General features: G+C 52.4%; 25 protein-coding genes and 1 pseudogene. 24 read left to right on the top strand and 2 right to left on the bottom strand.

The window, feature by feature from the left end:
• The first annotated feature begins 810 nt into the window (after nucleotides 1–810).
• Nucleotides 811–2354: pseudogene (locus IPG22_17265) on the top strand (IS1182 family transposase).
• A 169-nt stretch (nucleotides 2355–2523) separates the two neighbouring features.
• On the opposite strand, the gene IPG22_17270 reads toward IPG22_17265, so the two are convergent.
• A complete protein-coding gene (locus tag IPG22_17270) occupies nucleotides 2524–2730 on the bottom strand; it encodes a helix-turn-helix transcriptional regulator (GenBank protein MBK6590037.1) in 207 nt (68 codons plus the stop codon).
• 180 nt (nucleotides 2731–2910) lie between these two features.
• Between IPG22_17270 and IPG22_17275 the strand changes: the two genes are divergently transcribed.
• The 12 genes from IPG22_17275 to IPG22_17330 all read left to right on the top strand — a co-directional run bounded on the left by IPG22_17275 (nucleotide 2911) and on the right by IPG22_17330 (nucleotide 10803).
• Complete coding sequence (locus tag IPG22_17275; GenBank protein MBK6590038.1) at nucleotides 2911–3408, top strand: hypothetical protein; 498 nt, start codon at nucleotides 2911–2913, stop codon at nucleotides 3406–3408.
• Between the two features lie 54 nt (nucleotides 3409–3462).
• Nucleotides 3463–4062 (top strand): toprim domain-containing protein, encoded by a 600-nt coding sequence (locus tag IPG22_17280; GenBank protein ID MBK6590039.1) that lies wholly within the window; start codon nucleotides 3463–3465, stop codon nucleotides 4060–4062.
• A 28-nt stretch (nucleotides 4063–4090) separates the two neighbouring features.
• Nucleotides 4091–5245, top strand: coding sequence for a hypothetical protein (locus IPG22_17285; protein ID MBK6590040.1), 1155 nt, complete (start codon nucleotides 4091–4093; stop codon nucleotides 5243–5245).
• Nucleotides 5230–5544 carry a hypothetical protein gene (locus IPG22_17290; GenBank protein ID MBK6590041.1) on the top strand — a complete coding sequence of 105 codons (315 nt, stop codon included), beginning with the start codon at nucleotides 5230–5232 and terminating at the stop codon, nucleotides 5542–5544. The genes IPG22_17285 and IPG22_17290 overlap by 16 nt, the downstream gene beginning before the upstream one ends.
• Nucleotides 5545–6087: 543 nt before the next feature.
• Nucleotides 6088–6888: a tyrosine-type recombinase/integrase gene (locus IPG22_17295; GenBank protein MBK6590042.1), complete on the top strand. Its 801-nt coding sequence runs from the start codon at nucleotides 6088–6090 to the stop codon at nucleotides 6886–6888.
• On the top strand, nucleotides 6840–7016 hold the full coding sequence (locus IPG22_17300) for a tyrosine-type recombinase/integrase (protein MBK6590043.1): 177 nt from the start codon (nucleotides 6840–6842) through the stop codon (nucleotides 7014–7016). Before IPG22_17295 ends, IPG22_17300 begins: the two co-directional genes overlap by 49 nt.
• A gap of 263 nt (nucleotides 7017–7279) precedes the next feature.
• Nucleotides 7280–8194, top strand: coding sequence for a tyrosine-type recombinase/integrase (locus IPG22_17305; GenBank protein ID MBK6590044.1), 915 nt, complete (start codon nucleotides 7280–7282; stop codon nucleotides 8192–8194).
• A 28-nt stretch (nucleotides 8195–8222) separates the two neighbouring features.
• Nucleotides 8223–9098, top strand: coding sequence for an RHS repeat-associated core domain-containing protein (locus IPG22_17310; protein MBK6590045.1), 876 nt, complete (start codon nucleotides 8223–8225; stop codon nucleotides 9096–9098).
• A 93-nt stretch (nucleotides 9099–9191) separates the two neighbouring features.
• A complete protein-coding gene (locus tag IPG22_17315; GenBank protein ID MBK6590046.1) occupies nucleotides 9192–9395 on the top strand; it encodes a hypothetical protein in 204 nt (67 codons plus the stop codon).
• Between the two features lie 302 nt (nucleotides 9396–9697).
• The gene (locus IPG22_17320; GenBank protein ID MBK6590047.1) at nucleotides 9698–9949 is read left to right on the top strand and encodes a hypothetical protein; all 252 of its coding nucleotides are present in this window, start codon (nucleotides 9698–9700) and stop codon (nucleotides 9947–9949) included.
• Between the two features lie 98 nt (nucleotides 9950–10047).
• Nucleotides 10048–10233, top strand: a complete 186-nt coding sequence (locus tag IPG22_17325) for a hypothetical protein (GenBank protein MBK6590048.1) — start codon at nucleotides 10048–10050, stop codon at nucleotides 10231–10233.
• 111 nt (nucleotides 10234–10344) lie between these two features.
• On the top strand, nucleotides 10345–10803 hold the full coding sequence (locus tag IPG22_17330) for a hypothetical protein (protein MBK6590049.1): 459 nt from the start codon (nucleotides 10345–10347) through the stop codon (nucleotides 10801–10803).
• 339 nt (nucleotides 10804–11142) lie between these two features.
• On the opposite strand, the gene IPG22_17335 is transcribed toward IPG22_17330, so the two are convergent.
• On the bottom strand, nucleotides 11143–11418 hold the full coding sequence (locus tag IPG22_17335; protein MBK6590050.1) for a helix-turn-helix transcriptional regulator: 276 nt from the start codon (nucleotides 11416–11418) through the stop codon (nucleotides 11143–11145).
• Between the two features lie 215 nt (nucleotides 11419–11633).
• On the opposite strand from IPG22_17335, the gene IPG22_17340 reads away from it, so the two are divergent.
• From IPG22_17340 to IPG22_17390, 11 genes are all read left to right on the top strand, one after another.
• The gene (locus tag IPG22_17340; GenBank protein MBK6590051.1) at nucleotides 11634–11912 is read left to right on the top strand and encodes a hypothetical protein; all 279 of its coding nucleotides are present in this window, start codon (nucleotides 11634–11636) and stop codon (nucleotides 11910–11912) included.
• A gap of 141 nt (nucleotides 11913–12053) precedes the next feature.
• Complete coding sequence (locus tag IPG22_17345) at nucleotides 12054–12149, top strand: hypothetical protein (protein MBK6590052.1); 96 nt, start codon at nucleotides 12054–12056, stop codon at nucleotides 12147–12149.
• A 22-nt stretch (nucleotides 12150–12171) separates the two neighbouring features.
• Nucleotides 12172–12771, top strand: a complete 600-nt coding sequence (locus IPG22_17350) for a toprim domain-containing protein (protein ID MBK6590053.1) — start codon at nucleotides 12172–12174, stop codon at nucleotides 12769–12771.
• A 44-nt stretch (nucleotides 12772–12815) separates the two neighbouring features.
• The gene (locus IPG22_17355) at nucleotides 12816–13046 is read left to right on the top strand and encodes a hypothetical protein (protein ID MBK6590054.1); all 231 of its coding nucleotides are present in this window, start codon (nucleotides 12816–12818) and stop codon (nucleotides 13044–13046) included.
• Nucleotides 13047–13108: 62 nt separating this feature from the next.
• Nucleotides 13109–14269 (top strand): DNA primase, encoded by a 1161-nt coding sequence (locus IPG22_17360; protein ID MBK6590055.1) that lies wholly within the window; start codon nucleotides 13109–13111, stop codon nucleotides 14267–14269.
• Nucleotides 14270–14813: 544 nt separating this feature from the next.
• Complete coding sequence (locus IPG22_17365) at nucleotides 14814–15611, top strand: tyrosine-type recombinase/integrase (GenBank protein MBK6590056.1); 798 nt, start codon at nucleotides 14814–14816, stop codon at nucleotides 15609–15611.
• Nucleotides 15608–15814, top strand: a complete 207-nt coding sequence (locus IPG22_17370; GenBank protein ID MBK6590057.1) for a tyrosine-type recombinase/integrase — start codon at nucleotides 15608–15610, stop codon at nucleotides 15812–15814. Before IPG22_17365 ends, IPG22_17370 begins: the two co-directional genes overlap by 4 nt.
• A gap of 187 nt (nucleotides 15815–16001) precedes the next feature.
• Nucleotides 16002–16595, top strand: coding sequence for a tyrosine-type recombinase/integrase (locus IPG22_17375; protein MBK6590058.1), 594 nt, complete (start codon nucleotides 16002–16004; stop codon nucleotides 16593–16595).
• Entirely contained in the window at nucleotides 16556–16966 is a 411-nt protein-coding gene (locus IPG22_17380) for a tyrosine-type recombinase/integrase (protein ID MBK6590059.1), read from the top strand. Before IPG22_17375 ends, IPG22_17380 begins: the two co-directional genes overlap by 40 nt.
• A 142-nt stretch (nucleotides 16967–17108) precedes the next feature.
• On the top strand, nucleotides 17109–17522 hold the full coding sequence (locus IPG22_17385; GenBank protein MBK6590060.1) for a hypothetical protein: 414 nt from the start codon (nucleotides 17109–17111) through the stop codon (nucleotides 17520–17522).
• A gap of 10 nt (nucleotides 17523–17532) precedes the next feature.
• On the top strand, nucleotides 17533–17825 hold a 293-nt coding region (locus IPG22_17390), incomplete at its 3' end, for a hypothetical protein (protein MBK6590061.1).

Below are 17825 nucleotides of genomic sequence, written 5' to 3' on the forward strand. Positions count from 1 at the left end.
GGAGAAAATAATGCAGAGAGTACTGCAACTGACACTCCACCTTGGCAATGAGTTCAAGCGAGACCCTAGACGAAACTGGTTTTCTATGTACCTGACGCCCACTCAGCGCGTTCAAGAGGAAATGCTGTTATTTCCAGATATCCGGGGGTTAGATGCGGAACGTCATCGTTAAGGGACTCGCCAAACCGCGTTGCGCTGGGGAACAGGCACAGCAAGAACTTTTTGGCGTGCTAAACGAGGTGCAAGGACTCACTTTCATGACCTCGGACCTCTAATCAATGATGCTGAAGATCCCTATCCTCAGAATATTTATTTCTACGCGGCAGAATTGGGCTTTTCAATGGTCAGATCTGTAACATAATGAACGCGGGAATTAGGGAGGCTAACATAATTATAACCAACCCTAAAAGCAATAGTCTGAAGTAATGCGAGGAGGGATGGTGAAGAAAGCCAACAACTGCAAGAGAGATACCTTTATCTTTCCGTTTTTCTAGCAGTCGTTACTTTTCGTGGAATGTTGAGTCAGAGAACCGCAAACAAAGGTTTTTGAAAGAACATCCGACTTACACTATCGTTTTCTCAGAAACTGGGTGAAGGCTGAGGAAGGTGTTGGAGCACATCATCATTTCGTGTTCAAAAAGCCAAATGATGAAAATGTTTACAAAGAGGTCTGGACCTTTATCCAACAAGATGACGGAACATGGAAGGTTACCGGTCGGTGGACTCGAAAGAATGAAGACAGATAAAAAAACCAAAGAGGCTGTCTGAAAAGGCGCCCCTTTTTGGCAAAATAGGGGAAGGTGATTTAAAATGTATGTAGGAGGGGAGAAGAAAGTTGTCTTTAAGAGGTACGTGCAGAATCAGCCGATGTTGCTGCCGCCGAGTTATGAGGATCTGGTGCCCTTGAATCATCCGGTGAGGGTGGTGAACGAGGTGGTCGAAGCGGATCGACATCGGAGCTGGAGCGGGATTGCAAGGGGCGGGACGTCGAGCTATCATCCTCGGATGCTGCTCAAGGTGGTGGTGTATGCCTACCTGAGGAACATCTATTCATCGCGGAAGATCGAACAGGTGGGTGGTGAGAACGTGCATTTTCATGTGGCTCTCCGGCGGAGCAAGGCCGGATCATAATACGATCAACGACTTTCGGGGAAAAGGCTGAAAGAGCATTTGAAGAAGATATTCAACCAGGTGGTGGTGCTGCTGGCGGAGCAGGGCGTGCTGAACCGGAGAGTTGACGCTGGACGGGACAAAGATCGAAGCCAATGCGAACCGGTACACGTTCGTGTGGGGCAAGGCGATAAAGGTGAGCCGGGAGCGGATCGCACGGCAGCTTGGGTGAGCCTGGGAATATGTCGAGAAGATATACCAGGACGAAGAGCAGCAGCCAAACGAGCCTGCCGACTTTAAGGAGATCAACCCGCAGGCTGTAAGTGAAGCGATCGGTGCGATCAACGAGGCCCTCAAGGACAAAGAGATCGACCCGAAGATCAAACAAAGCTGAACTACGCCAAGAAGAACTGGCCGGGAAAGCTAAAGGAGTATGAGGAACGGGAGAAGCAGTTAAAGGGCCGGAACAGCCTTTCGAAGACGGACCCGGACGCATCTTCATGCGAATGAAGGACGACCACATGCGGAACGGCAGCTCAAGCCGGGCTACAACGTGCAGGCGTCGACCGACAAACATTACATTCTCAACTACACACTGGACAGACGACCGCCGACACGACGCTCTTAAAAGACCATATCGAAGACACGATCGAGAGCTACGGAGAAATACCTGAAAGCCTGACGGCGGACGCGGGATACGCAAGCGAAGAGAACTACGACTTTCTGGAAGAGAAAGGCATCACGGCGTACGTCAAATACGGCTACTTCGACAAGGAGCAGAGAGACAGGAAATACAGAGAGAATCCTTTCAATGCGGACAACCTGCATTACAACGCTGAAACCGATACCTACACCTGCCCGATAGGCCAGGCAATGACGTCACAGGCGAGAAGAAACGAAAGACGGCAAACGGCTTTATCCAGACCCACCGGCTCTTACCAGGCAAAGAACTGTGAAGGCTGCCCGATGCTGGGCCATGCCACAAAGCGGCAGGCAACCGCATCATTCAGCGAAGCCCAAACCTCAACCGCCACCGCCAGAAGATAAAAGAACTGCTGATGAGCGAAGAAGGAGTTGAGAAGAGAAAACAAAGATGGAAGGTTGAAGCGGTATTCGGGAACATCAAACAGAACAAAGGGTTCAAAAGATTCTTCCTGCGAGGGCTCGAAAAAGTAAATACAGAGATCGGACTCATCGCCATTGCCCACAACCTCCAAAGGTTCAGCCAGGCCGTCGCGAGCTGATCCCCGGCGGGAATCAATATCTCATAACAAAAGACCGCCCGAAACTCAGTTTCCAGACGGCCTCTTTGCTTTTCGGCTTGTCTTTGCTGACTAATAAAGGCTTCGAGGACGGCGGCGATCTTTTGCTGTTGTGAGCGGGGCAGATCATTGGCCTGCTCGAATAGCTGTTTCATTCTACCGGTCGGTCCCGTTCCTCTTTTCTTTCTTCCTTTTCTCCCATCAAATCCGACACCGAGATGTTCAGCACGGCGGCGAGTTGTTCAAGCTGGTCGGGCCGGAGAGCGACCGGGTGACGTTCCCAGTAAGCATAGGCGCGTTGTGAAAGGCCGAGCTTGTCGGCAAGCTGCTGCTGCGACAGGCCAGCCGCGACGCACAAGATAAAGCCGTTCGCCGAAAGCGGTTCTTTCCTTTTTCGCGGGTCTTCCGCCTTGCGAGATCATCGGGTCATTGTAAACCCGCCTTTCGAGAGTTAGCCGTAATGCTTGCATGGTTAGAAGTATTATGTATAATCTGACATCAAGTCAAATTCTTCAAATAATACTTGACAGCTTTTTCTATGGCAATCGAAAACGAGGACATTCTGGCATTGAAGCAAACTATCAGCCTGGCGGTGTGGTTTCCCTCGCGGAGTCGAGTTGAAAAGAAAGGGCGGCAGCTTTGGGGGCTTTGTCCGTTTCATGAAGATACGGAGCCGTCGTTTGCCGTCGATGAAAGAAAAGGCTTGTGGAACTGCCTGGGCAAATGCGGCGAGGGCGGGGACGCGTTCAGCTTTGTGATGAAAGCGGACGGGATCGGCTTTGCGGAGGCCTTTGCTTTATTGCAGGAAATTGAACCGCAGAGACGCCGAGACGCCGAGGAGGATAAGCAACTGACCACTGATAACCGGCCACAGACCACTGCTTTGGAATATCTGGAGAAAGCCGTCAGCTACTATCACAAATCGCTGGTGAAAAATGAGAAGGCGATCGCTTATTTGCAAAGTCGCGGGATCACGCCGGAAGCGGTCCGGGTCTTTCGCCTGGGCTATGTTGACGGCACACTGCGGGGCGTGTGAACCCGGACGGTCGTAGGAGTCTCGAATCACTTGGACTTTTGAATGAGAAAGGCAATGAGACGATGTACGGCTCGGTGGTCTTTCCGCTCGTTGACGCGGGCACGAATCAAGCAGTCGGTCTTTACGCCCGGGCACACGGAAAAGCAGCAGCACTTGTATCTTTCGGGCAAGCGGCGAGGGCTTTTCAATCCGGCGGGAGCAAAAGAGACGGACGAGATCGTCCTGACCGAGAGCGTGATCGACGCTTTGGCTCTGTGGTCGATCGGCATCAGGAATGTGACTTGTGCCTACGGCGTGAACGCTCTGACGGATGAGATCCTCGCGCACCTGCAGGAATCCCGGATCAGACGAGTCGTGCTAATGCTCGACGCGGACGATGCGGGCCGCGAAGCCGCCCTAAAGTTCGCCGAGAAGCTATCGGCAATCGGCATAGAAAGCCGCACGGTCGATCTTCCGGCAAAAGACGCATCGGAGTTCGTTGTAAATGGCGGAACGCTTGAGGCGGTCCAAAGACTTATTGAACCGCAGAGACGCGGAGACGGAGAGACGGCGGAAACGCGGGCCGCAGGAGTGTGCCTTTGCCCGATGGAACATTGCAGATCGTTCTCGACAATCGGGAATACAGAGTGCGCGGCTGACGGGCGTCGGACTTGAGAAGCTGAAAATAAACTTGCGTCTTAATGTGGGGAATCTCTTTCACCTGGACACGCTCGATCTTTATCAGGCAAGAGCGAGGGCGAACTTCGCGCAGATAGCCGCCAAGCATTGCCGCGTGAACGAATCTGTTATCAATGCCGATCTACTTTCGCTGATCGAAACGCTCGAAGCCGAAAGGCTGTCGATGCGAAAGACCTCGACCAATGAAGCGGAATCGACGGCGGCGATGACCGAGGCCGAGAAGCGGGAGGCGATAGCTTTCCTGAAAGACGAAAAGCTGTGTGAGCGAATAGTGGAGGACTTCCGGCGGTGCGGTCTGGTGGGCGAACGCTCGACGGTGTTGACGGCTTACCTGGGGTCGATCAGCCGGAAACTGACGGAACCGCTTGCCCTGCTTATCGTCGCCCGTTCGGGTGCTGGCAAATCGGCATTGCAGGACGCTCTCTGTGCGTTTGTGCCGCCGGAGGAGCTTGTCAGGGTTACGAGGCTGACCGGCCAGGCTCTTTTCTACAAAGACCCTTATTCATTGCAAAGAAAGATGCTGGTGATCGCCGAGGACGAAGGAGCGATGCAGGCCGTCTACTCACTTAGGACGCTTGCCTCGGATCAGAGGCTTTCGATCGCGGCGACCCGGACGGACCCGGCGACCGGGAAACTTTCGACGGAACATTACGAAGTCTTTGGACCCGTTGTGATCGTGATAACGACGACCTCAGCCGAAGCGTTCGACGAGGAGACCCGCAGCCGCTTTGTGCAGCTTTCGATGAACGAATCGATCGAGCAGACGCGGATCATTCTTTCACAGCAGCGGCATCAGCACAGTCTTTCGGGAGTGCTGGAAAAGGCGGAATCGGAAGAGATCAAACGGCTGCATCACCACGCCCAAAGAATGCTCAAACCGCTGGCCGTCGTCAACCCTTTTGTCGAACATCTGACCTACCCCAGCGAAAGACTCATCCACCGCCGAGAGCAAAGAAAGTATCTCTCGCTTATCAACTCGATAGCACTTCTTCACCAATATCAAAGAGAGATCAAAACCGCGAAACGCGGCGAGATCGAGATCGAATATGTCGAGGTCGAGCTGTCCGATATTGCACTCGCGAACGAGCTGGCCGAGGAGATCCTCGGCAAGGCAATGGACGAGCTGAGCCGCCCGTGCGTGGAATGTTCGAGGCGATAAGAGAAGCGTGTAAGAGACGAGCGGAAGAACTAAAGATCAAGGCTTGCGATGTCCAACTTACACGCCGGGAGATACGCGAGACGACCGCATGGAGCGACTGGCAGGTGAGGATGTATTGCCAGAAGCTGGTCGAGATGGAATATCTCTGGGCGATCCAGGCGGTGAACGGAAAGCCGAGCGTGTACCAGTTGGCGAGCGATGCGGAGAGCGAGGTGCAAAGCCTGCGCGGACTGACCGGAGTTGACGAGTTGAAAACGCGACTAAAGGACGCGGCTAAAGAGAAAGCGGCGAGTCGATAGGCCAAGCGGTGAAGGTGCGTGTAAGTAACGCCCGCCGTTGTTCGCTTCGGATGCCTTCGCTCCCGGTCGCTGCCGTCATCCGATAATCCTTTTTATGTCCTTCGTAAAAAACACTACGGACATAAAAAGCTCATTATCGTACGCCGTCCGCTCCGGCTCTCTCGCTCCGCGGGCGCTCGTTCCTCGCAGACCGCTTCGCTCGTTCGCACGGCTATCGGGTGAACTCGGGGCGGCCTGATGGTGACGTTGAAAAGAAGACGAAGCGGCTAAAGAAAAAAGCCGGACGCCCGACAGCAAACCTTGTGGACCTTGTGGTAAAAAAAGGCGACCTTGAGGGTACCTTGTGGTGGTCGAATCACAAGGTTAATTGCAGACAGAAAAGAAACTTAAGCCGACCTTGTGGTCAGTGGAGAAGCTTTAAGGGGAAAATAAAAGCAAAGGTCGTGTTGGAGCAACTCCCACTGAATGCGGCTAAAGAAAAACACTCATCGATCATCTGCTTTTCTAACAGTTGATTGTTGAGTAAGGAGGCATTGGCGCGAGATGTGGACGGAGAATCAAAAGCAAAAACTGGAGCTTCTAAGAGGCCGCTTTATCGAATATCTGATGGCTGTAAACTACTCGCCGGCGACGCTTGTAAACTACAGTCGGGACGCTGGAATCTTTCTCGATTGGCTGACGGAAAACACCGCCTTGAACTCCATCGCCGACGTGACGGCCGCGCATCTTTCGCAGTATCAGATATCACTCTATCGCCTCGAAACCGAGGACGAAAAGACCGGACGAAAGAAGCAGAGACTGTCTGCCGGAGCACAGGCCAACAAACTGGCGGCGATGAAGCGGTTCTTTCTCTGGCTGTGGCAGGAAGGCGTGATCGTTCACAACCCGTCCGCTTCGATCCAGATGCCGAAGCAGCCGAAGATGCTCCCGCGAAATATCCTCACCCCCGCCGAAGCGAAGCGGCTGATCGAGAGCATCCCGATAGAGAAAGCGAGAGACATTCGCGACCGCTCCATTCTGGAGGTGATGTACGCAACCGGCATCAGGAGAGCGGAGCTTGTGAGCCTTACGATCTACGATGTGGAGATGCAGACGGGTACGCTTCGGATCGAGCACGGCAAAGGAAATGAGACGCGGCTGGTGCCGCTCACTCAATCGTCGCAGACAGCCTTGAAGCTCTATCTCGAACAGGCGCGTACCGCTTTTGCATCCCAGCCGGGACAGATCCGCTTGTTCGTCTCGTCGCGTTCGGGCGGGCCGCTGGACGTGGACGACATACGCCGGATCGTCCGCAAATGGACGAAGAACGCCAACATAAAAAGAACGTCACGCCGCACACGATGAGGCATTCATGTGCCACCCATCTGCTCAAGGGCAGGGCTGACATACGGCAGATACAGAAGCTTCTCGGACACCGCCGCCTGTCGTCAACCGGAGATCTACACGCACGTCGAGCTTGGCGATCTGGCTGAGGTCATCAGCCGCTGTCATCCCAGAGAAAAAAGCGGTCGATAACGGTAAAAAGAGCGCCAAAAACGCGGGTCTGAAAAAATGTGCGAAACGGCTCCCAGCCTGTACGACAGGATAGACCAAGATCCACCGTTTGTAATCGGACTAAATGAGGCAGCAGCACGGGTTACGCATTGTCACCAAAGTTACAAACCGCAACTTATTGCGTAAAGCTTCTCGTTAAAGGTCTTACGCTGTCACTTCTGTATACAAAACGCCATCGAATGTGAACAAAGAGATCGAAAAATACCTCTCGGAACTCGAAGCCAAAGGCTACTCGAAGGACCTCCGAAGATCGAGCGAGAGAGTGCTGAATAACTTGCAGCTTTACCTGCAGGAAGCCTGGCTGATAAAGCGCTGGAACGAGGCCGAGGAAACGCACCTGAACTCGTACCTTGTTCACCTCAAGAAATACACCGACCAGAAGGCATCATCCTTAAGACAAACCGTGTCGAGGATCAGACGCTTTTTCCAATGGCTTTACACATCGAATAAAGTGCTTGCGAACATCGCCGAGACCTTCGATCTTCCCAAAGCCGGACACACATTGCCGCACGTCCCGACCGAAGCCGAAATATCGAAGATCATCGAGCAATGCGACACCGAAAAAGCGATCGGCGTTCGGAACCGCTCCATCCTCGAAACCCTCTACGCCTGCGGCATCCGTCACGGCGAGCTTTATCGTCTCAATATGAGAGACTTCGACGGCAGAACTTTGCGAATCCGCGAGGGCAAAGGCAAAAGAGAACGCATCGTTCCCCTGACCGACGACCGCCACGGAATGGCTGGAAAAATATATTGCGACGGCACGAGTAGAGCTTATGAGCGGAGCGTATTGGGGAAAGGGCCGAAGCCGGAAGAAAAGACCGGTCACGAATCCGTCCGCTTTGTTCCTGTCGGTCACGGGCAGAAGGCTCTCCTATCCGCAGATATGGAGCATCGTAAAGAACGCTTCGGAAGCGGCCATGATCAACGCGACCGTTCACACCTTCCGCCACGCCTGCGCGACGCATCTTCTCCGCCACGGAGCGAGCCTCCGCCACATCCAGAAACTGCTCGGACACGAGAGCCTAGACACGACACAAATATACACGCACGTCGAGATCTCGGACATAAAAAAAGCGGTCGGCAAAGCAACTGAAAACCTAAGAAAAGCCTCGAATAAATAGCTGAAAAGGGCGTTCGCAGTTATAATAAAAAACTGGCACAAAAGCCGCTTTTTCTTTAGCTGCAAGCCGCTGATCTTTGATAACAAAAACGCCGCAAAAGCGCGATGCGAGACAATCCCTAATTGCGCGTTCATAACCGGCTATGAACGTGATATTGAATCAGAGCTAGACTTTGCGCAGGCTCGCTACTACAACAACCAGCATGGACGCTTCACCTCAACGGACCCATTGCTTTCGACTGGCGAACCGGATGATCCTCAAACTTGGAATCGTTATGTTTACGCTTTGAATAGCCCTTTGTACTATACGGACCCGACAGGATTGTATGTTTGCAAAGGTAACGAGGAGCAATGTAAGCAATTTGCGGCTCGACTAGCCGAAGGCAAAGAATATCTTAAAAAGGTCGGCGACAAATATGGGGTGGATTCTGACAAGTATAAGCAGGTTTCAAATGCGCTAAATGCTTATGGAGAAGATGAAACAGGTAAGGATAAAAATAATGGGGTTTTTGTATCTTTTGACCGGAAGAAAGGTGGAGGAAATACGGAAGGAACATTCGATAAGGACGGCAAACTTACAGGTATCAATGTAAGTTTAAATGCTTCGGATTTGAAAAACAAAAACAGTTTTCATGCAGTTGTAGGCCATGAAGGTGATCACGTTAATTATTTTCAAACCGTCGGCAACAATACGAACGACAAGCGGAATTTTGAGTACGGAGGGCATTTCGTTCAATCCCTATTAGGTGAAGCACAGTTTGGTCAATTTGCTAACGGACGTTACTGGGCTACTGACGACAATGCTAAGCAATATGATATTTGGAACTCAAGTTGGGAAGGTCCAGATAGAGAAACGCTCCGAACAAGCGATAAATAAATGGCTCGATGTTCCAACAAATCAAGGTGGTTATGGACCAAACCCACCACCTCCACCAAAACCAAAGCCCACCCGTCAACGGAGGAAAAAAGGATGAAAAAATCGCTAGTTTTTCTTGCAATCATTGTTTCCGCTGTTTTTTCAATTTTGGTGGAGGCTCAAACGAGAGAAAGGACAAGTAAAGACGTACGTTTGGTTAAAGATCGGCCAAATGTCTATGTGAGTTTTGAACGCGAAGAATCATGGAAAGCGCTTAAAAAGTGGGAAAGTAACAGAAGAGTCTTTCTGCTTTCATAACAATTCAATATGGCACGTCGGGGCTTGCATGTGGGATGTTTCAAAAGAGTATGGCGACAAAGATTTAACTTACGATATCGAGAGATTCAAAAGACAGGTGGTGAAACTCCTATAAGCACGGATCCGGAAGGTAGCTGTCCGCGAGTATTCATTGAACCTGGCAAATCAATATTATTTAGTGTTCCACGCGAGCATTTAGCAGAAGGTTTAGCTATAAAGGTTCAGTTTCGGTATGAATGGGAAAGTGATCCTGACGGATTTGCGAGTGAACTTGAGCCGAAACACTATGCGTATTTTTATTCATCGGATATTCCGAAAAAGTAAAGCGATCTCGCATCCGCAAGCAATTCACCGGCTATGAACGGGATAATGAGTCAGATCTGGACTTTGCTCAGCAAGAATCGTATGCGACAAGTTTGGGGCGTTTCACAACACCTGATCCGTTAATGGCATCCGGTAGGCTGGTCGACCCCCAAACATGGAATCGATACGCCTACGTAACTAATTGCCCGCTTCCCTGTATCGATCCTATAGGGATGTTTAGGAATGGGTAAAGATAGGATGGAGCCTCTCTGGGTTCCACATGACGAGTAGTTGAAAAAGAAAGGGCGGACAAAAGATCCTTGATCGTCGGAATGACATTAGGAACTCAATGACCGACGCCGCAGATCAATCGGCAAAGGGTGCACTCTCTGGAAGGACCAGGAAAGCTGAATCGGGTGCGATCTTTGATTCATTGGCTGCTTATGGCAGTGAGGGCGAAGCCAAGGACTTCACGCTCGCTTACGGGAGAAGGTCGAAAATGGAGCTGCAGCCGAAACACCACCTTTGGCAATGACGTCGAGCGGCAAGGTAACGACCTTTTTCCACCGACGCGAATGGGAAAGTTACGCCCATATCGTAGTGACGTTTGGTGAGGGACAGAAAATCACCAAATATCCGGGGTTAGATGAAGGAAGCCATACTGGCCGACAGGCAAAACTTAGGACGGGCGTTCGAGAAGAGCTTCAAGGGAAGCGATGTGAATCTTCATCCATCCAATCTTGCTGAAAACATAACTAAATATGCGACTGAGCTTCGAGCGTATAGGGTCAGCTCGTATCTTGATCAGGCAACGAACACGCCTAGCCAAGTTTGGAATCAAGGTTGGAAAGCAGTAGACCGAGATAAAGCGATAAACTCGCTTCTCAAATCGAATAAGCTGTACAAGCTGACTCCTGAAAGCCGGGAATACAAATCTATACGGAGAAACCGAAATGAAATTGAACCATCTTGTCTTGCTGATTTTTTCCGTTATGATGTAATAAAAGTGTCCGGGAAAACGAAGAAAGCCAGGCAGGTCGTTCAAGCATATTGGCCATCTATCAGTGTTGCCACGCTGCTTGGCGAGCGGGAGCGTTGTCGTTGAAGCGGAAATTGATTCGAGCGGTAAGGTTACGTCGGTGAGGACCGTAGAAGGAATTCGGCTTTTGCAGAGAACAGCCGACTCACACTTGGATATTCAATCCCGAAGATATCAAGACAAGAACGGTGCGTCTTACCTTCACTTTCAAACTTGTGCAGGACGATGCACCCGCTGACGAGTTATTGCCGATCTTTCTGCCGCCCTATCAAATTGAGGTAAGCATGCGCGCCAAGTGGTTGATAGGTCGAATGTTGATCCACCGTTGCGCTTAAGAAAAAACCTTGAAATAAAATTGGCGTGAGCCAAATTCACGCCTTTTGCTGGTTGCTTTCGAGAACGGTGTCAAGGAATTGAGGACGGGGCGATCTGCTTGTCGCGGGGAGGAGCTTGACCTGCTCGAACTTTCTTTGGAGCTGCGACTGCGGCCGGGCTTTGAGCGTCAGGCATTGGGCTGGCTCCCAATAGTTCGGCGACCGACACTTCGAGAGCGGCGGCGGAGCGTTCGATGAAATCCAGGGCCAGGTTCGGGGATCGCGTTTCGTAGTAATCGATCAGCGAGCGCTTGATGCCGAGCTTGTCCGCTAGTTGCTGTGAAGGTAAGCCCCTACTGCGGCGCACCGCCGAAAGTCTCTTTCCAAAAAACGGGGCTTCTTTTTCTGCCGGTCTGCCTGCCTTGCGACAGTATAAAGCCACTTTTTCAATCTCATCTCTTGTAACCATCCTTTTGCTTTCGGCTTGACATTGCTTGCTAGTATAACCTAGCATTAGTTCGTCAATGTTAGCAAAGCCCGCTTTCTTCAAAAAACTGAAAATAATACTTGACAGCTTTTTCTATGGCAATCGAAAACGAGGACATTCTGGCATTGAAGCAAACCATCAGCCTGGCGGATGTGGTTCGGTCGCGCGGGGTTGAGCTGCGGAAGAAAGGGCGGCAGCTTTGGGGGCTTTGTCCGTTTCATGAAGATACGGAGCCGTCGTTTGCCGTCGATGAAAGAAAAGGCTTGTGGAACTGCCTGGGCAAATGCGGCGAGGGCAGGGGACGCGTTCAGCTTTGTGATGAAAGCGGACGGGATCGGCTTTGCGGAGGCCTTTGCTTTATTGCAGGAAATTGAACCGCAGAGACGCCGAGACGCCGAGGAGGATAAGCAACTGACCACTGATAACCGGCCACAGACCACTGCTTTGGAATATCTGGAGAAAGCCGTCAGCTACTATCACAAATCGCTGGTGAAAATGAGAAGGCGATCGCTTATTTGCAAAGTCGCGGGATCACGCCGGAAGCGGTCCGGGTCTTTCGCCTGGGCTATGTTGACGGCACACTGCGGGCGTGTGAACCCGGACGGTCGTAGGAGTCTCGAATCACTTGGACTTTTGAATGAGAAAGGCAATGAGACGATGTACGGCTCGGTGGTCTTTCCGCTCGTTGACGCGGGCACGAATCAAGCAGTCGGTCTTTACGCCCGGCACACGGAAAAGCAGCAGCACTTGTATCTTTCGGGCAAGCGGCGAGGGCTTTTCAATCCGGCGGGAGCAAAAGAGACGGACGAGATCGTCCTGACCGAGAGCGTGATCGACGCTTTGGCTCTGTGGTCGATCGGCATCAGGAATGTGACTTGTGCCTACGGCGTGAACGCTCTGACGGATGAGATCCTCGCGCACCTGCAGGAATCCCGGATCAGACGAGTCGTGCTAATGCTCGACGCGGACGATGCGGGCCGCGAAGCCGCCCTAAAGTTCGCCGAGAAGCTATCGGCAATCGGCATAGAAAGCCGCACGGTCGATCTTCCGGCAAAAGACGCATCGGAGTTCGTTGTAAATGGCGGAACGCTTGAGGCGGTCCAAAGACTTATTGAACCGCAGAGACGCGGAGACGGAGAGACGGCGGAAACGCGGGCCGCAGGGAGTGTGCCTTTGCCCGATGGAACATTGCAGATCGTTCTCGACAATCGGGAATACAGAGTGCGCGGCTGACGGGCGTCGGACTTGAGAAGCTGAAAATAAACTTGCGTCTTAATGTGGGGAATCTCTTTCACCTGGACACGCTCGATCTTTATCAGGCAAGAGCGAGGGCGAACTTCGCGCAGATAGCCGCCAAGCATTGCCGCGTGAACGAATCTGTTATCAATGCCGATCTACTTTCGCTGATCGAAACGCTCGAAGCCGAAAGGCTGTCGATGCGAAAGACCTCGACCAATGAAGCGGAATCGACGGCGGCGATGACCGAGGCCGAGAAGGGGAGGCGATAGCTTTCCTGAAAGACGAAAAGCTGTGTGAGCGAATAGTGGAGGACTTCCGGCGGTGCGGTCTGGTGGGCGAACGCTCGACGGTGTTGACGGCTTACCTGGGGTCGATCAGCCGGAAACTGACGGAACCGCTTGCCCTGCTTATCGTCGCCCGTTCGGGTGCTGGCAAATCGGCATTGCAGGACGCTCTCTGTGCGTTTGTGCCGCCGGAGGAGCTTGTCAGGGTTACGAGGCTGACCGGCCAGGCTCTTTTCTACAAAGACCCTTATTCATTGCAAAGAAAGATGCTGGTGATCGCCGAGGACGAAGGAGCGATGCAGGCCGTCTACTCACTTAGGACGCTTGCCTCGGATCAGAGGCTTTCGATCGCGGCGACCCGGACGGACCCGGCGACCGGGAAACTTTCGACGGAACATTACGAAGTCTTTGGACCCGTTGTGATCGTGATAACGACGACCTCAGCCGAAGCGTTCGACGAGGAGACCCGCAGCCGCTTTGTGCAGCTTTCGATGAACGAATCGATCGAGCAGACGCGGATCATTCTTTCACAGCAGCGGCATCAGCACAGTCTTTCGGGAGTGCTGGAAAAGGCGGAATCGGAAGAGATCAAACGGCTGCATCACCACGCCCAAAGAATGCTCAAACCGCTGGCCGTCGTCAACCCTTTTGTCGAACATCTGACCTACCCCAGCGAAAGACTCATCCACCGCCGAGAGCAAAGAAAGTATCTCTCGCTTATCAACTCGATAGCACTTCTTCACCAATATCAAAGAGAGATCAAAACCGCGAAACGCGGCGAGATCGAGATCGAATATGTCGAGGTCGAGCTGTCCGATATTGCACTCGCGAACGAGCTGGCCGAGGAGATCCTCGGCAAGGCAATGGACGAGCTGGCGCCGCCCGTGCGTGGAATGTTCGAGGCGATAAGAGAAGCGTGTAAGAGACGAGCGGAAGAACTAAAGATCAAGGCTTGCGATGTCCAACTTACACGCCGGGAGATACGCGAGACGACCGCATGGAGCGACTGGCAGGTGAGGATGTATTGCCAGAAGCTGGTCGAGATGGAATATCTCTGGGCGATCCAGGCGGTGAACGGAAAGCCGAGCGTGTACCAGTTGGCGAGCGATGCGGAGAGCGAGGTGCAAAGCCTGCGCGGACTGACCGGAGTTGACGAGTTGAAAACGCGACTAAAGGACGCGGCTAAAGAGAAAGCGGCGAGTCGATAGGCCAAGCGGTGAAGGTGCGTGTAAGTAACGCCCGCCGTTGTTCGCTTCGGATGCCTTCGCTCCCGGTCGCTGCCGTCATCCGATAATCCTTTTTATGTCCTTCGTAAAAAACACTACGGACATAAAAAGCTCATTATCGTACGCCGTCCGCTCCGGCTCTCTCGCTCCGCGGGCGCTCGTTCCTCGCAGACCGCTTCGCTCGTTCGCACGGCTATCGGGTGAACTCGGGGCGGCCTGATGGTGACGTTGAAAAGAAGACGAAGCGGCTAAAGAAAAAAGCCGGACGCCCGACAGCAAACCTTGTGGACCTTGTGGTAAAAAAGGCGACCTTGAGGGTACCTTGTGGTGGTCGAATCACAAGGTTAATTGCAGACAGAAAAGAAACTTAAGCCGACCTTGTGGTCAGTGGAGAAGCTTTAAAGGGGAAAAATAAAAGCAAAGGTCGTGTTGGAGCAACTCCCACTGAATGCGGCTAAAGAAAAACACTCATCGATCATCTGCTTTTCTAACAGTTGATTGTTGAGTAAGGAGGCATTGGCGCGAGATGTGGACGGAGAATCAAAAGCAAAAACTGGAGCTTCTAAGAGGCCGCTTTATCGAATATCTGATGGCTGTAAACTACTCGCCGGCGACGCTTGTAAACTACAGTCGGGACGCTGGGATCTTTCTCGATTGGCTGACGGAAAACACCGCCTTGAACTCCATCGCCGACGTGACGGCCGCATCTTTCGCAGTATCAGATCTCACTTTACCGCCTCGAAACCGAAGACGAAAAAACCGGACGAAAAAAGCAGAGACTTTCTGCCGGAGCACAGGCCAACAAACTGGCGGCGATGAAGCGGTTCTTTCTCTGGCTGTGGCAGGAAGGCGTGATCGTTCACAACCCGTCCGCTTCGATCCAGATGCCGAAGCAGCCGAAGATGCTCCGCGAAATATCCTCACCCCCGCCGAAGCGAAGCGGCTGATCGAGAGCATCCCGATAGAGAAAGCGAGAGACATTCGCGACCGCTCCATTCTGGAGGTGATGTACGCAACCGGCATCAGGAGAGCGGAGCTTGTGAGCCTTACGATCTACGATGTGGAGATGCAGACGGGTACGCTTCGGATCGAGCACGGCAAAGGAAATGAGACGCGGCTGGTGCCGCTCACTCAATCGTCGCAGACAGCCTTGAAGCTCTATCTCGAACAGGCGCGTACCGCTTTTGCATCCCAGCCGGGACAGATCCGCTTGTTCGTCTCGTCGCGTTCGGGCGGGCCGCTGGACGTGGACGACATACGCCGGATCGTCCGCAAATGGACGAAGAACGCCAACATAAAAAGAACGTCACGCCGCACACGATGAGGGGCATTCATGTGCCACCCATCTGCTCAAGGGCAGGGGCTGACATACGGCAGATACAGAAGCTTCTCGGACACCGCCGCCTGTCGTCAACCGAGATCTACACGCACGTCGAACTGGGCGATCTGGCTGAGGTCATCAGCCGCTGTCATCCCAGAGAAAAAGCGGTCGATAACGGTAAAAGAGCGCCAAAAACGCGGGTCTGAAAAATGTGCGAAACGGCTCCCAGCCTGTACGACAGGATAGACCAAGATCCACCGTTTGTAATCGGACTAAATGAGGCAGCAGCACGGGTTACGCATTGTCACCAAAGTTACAAACCGCAACTTATTGCGTAAAGCTTCTCGTTAAAGGTCTTACGCTGTCACTTCTGTATACAAAACGCCATCGAATGTGAACAAAGAGATCGAAAAATACCTCTCGGAACTCGAAGCCAAAGGCTACTCGAAGGACCTCCGAAGATCGAGCGAGAGAGTGCTGAATAACTTGCAGCTTTACCTGCAGGAAGCCTGGCTGATAAAGCGCTGGAACGAGGCCGAGGAAACGCACCTGAACTCGTACCTTGTTCACCTCAAGAAATACACCGACCAGAAGGCATCATCCTTAAGACAAACCGTGTCGAGGATCAGACGCTTTTTCCAATGGCTTTACACATCGAATAAAGTGCTTGCGAACATCGCCGAGACCTTCGATCTTCCCAAAGCCGGACACACATTGCCGCACGTCCCGACCGAAGCCGAAATATCGAAGATCATCGAGCAATGCGACACCGACAAAGCGATCGGCGTTCGCGATCGCTCCATACTCGAAACCCTATACGCCTGCGGCATCCGTCACGGAGAGCTTTACCGCTTGAATATGCGCGACTTCGACGGCAGGACCTTGCGTATCCGCGAAGGCAAAGGAAAGAGAGAACGCATCGTTCCCCTGACCGAAAACGCAGCCCGATGGATCGAGAGATATATCGCCACATCCGCGTCGAACTGATGAGCGGAGCCTACTGGGGAAAAGGCCGAAGCCGGAAGAAAAGACCGGTCACGAATCCGACAGCTTTGTTCCTTTCCGTTACGGGCAGGCGCCTCTCGTATCCGCAGATATGGAGCATCGTAAAGAACGCTTCGGAAGCGGCCATGATCAACGCGACGGTCCACACCTTCCGGCACGCCTACGCGACGCATCTTCTCCGCCACGGAGCGAGCCTCCGCCACATCCAAAAACTGCTCGGACACTCCAGCCTCGACACGACCCAGATCTACACCCAGGTCGAGATCTCGGACATAAAAAAGCGGTGGGCAAAGCAACTGAAAATCTCCGGCAAACCTCAAACAAATAGGTTAAAAAGCCCTGTCGAGTTATAATAAAAACTTGGCACGAAAGCCGCTTTTTCTTTAGCCGCCTTTAGCTCTTTGAAAACACATCAAGCCGCAATGCATCGCACGGAAATCTCGAATTGCGCGTTCATAACCGGCTACGAAAAGGACAATGAAACCGGCCTAGACTTTGCTCAAGCCAAGAATGTACGAAAATCGGTACGGTCGCTTCACAGCCGTTGATCCACTGCTCACTTCCAGCAAATCGGGGTCAATAATCCACAGACTTTTTAATCGCTACGCTTATGTCTTGAACAGCCCGTTGATATTTACCGATCCCGATGGTTTAAGAGACAGGCTTTGCAAGCGGGAAAGTGTATATCAACAGTGCCGGAAATCAAGTAAGGATTTTCCCGGCAAGCCCCGACCGGGGTTTAAGGAATTGACTTACGATATTTCGACCACCACCAGAATACGAGGTGTAGCTCACCACATGGACGTTACCCCCAATGGCTGGACAATAGGTAACAGAGTCGATGGAAAAACGTTTGAGCGACGAGCCCCTGAACGGAAATCAGCTACGCTTCTATTTCAGAGGCTCTAACCCTTTTGCCGTGCCGATGATTTTTCCTTATGCTAATCCGAGGGAAGCAAGTTACGGATCAGCCGGCAGCACAGCCGCGCTCATGGCTCCCGGTGTCGTCACCGGCGTGTTTGGCAGGGCATCATCTTTGCCTTCGGTTGTACCGGGAAATGCGGTAACGAATCCTGTACCATCTACATTAGCAAGAGTAATCCCTGGTGAAGGAAACTTCTCAACGCTTGGACGTCCATCTGAATCTCGTGTTTTTGTAACAGCGGCTGAGGATATTGCAGGAATTAACAATGCCTCGGATATGGCAACGCG

The organism is Acidobacteriota bacterium (assembly GCA_016703965.1).
GTDB lineage: Bacteria > Acidobacteriota > Blastocatellia > Pyrinomonadales > Pyrinomonadaceae > OLB17.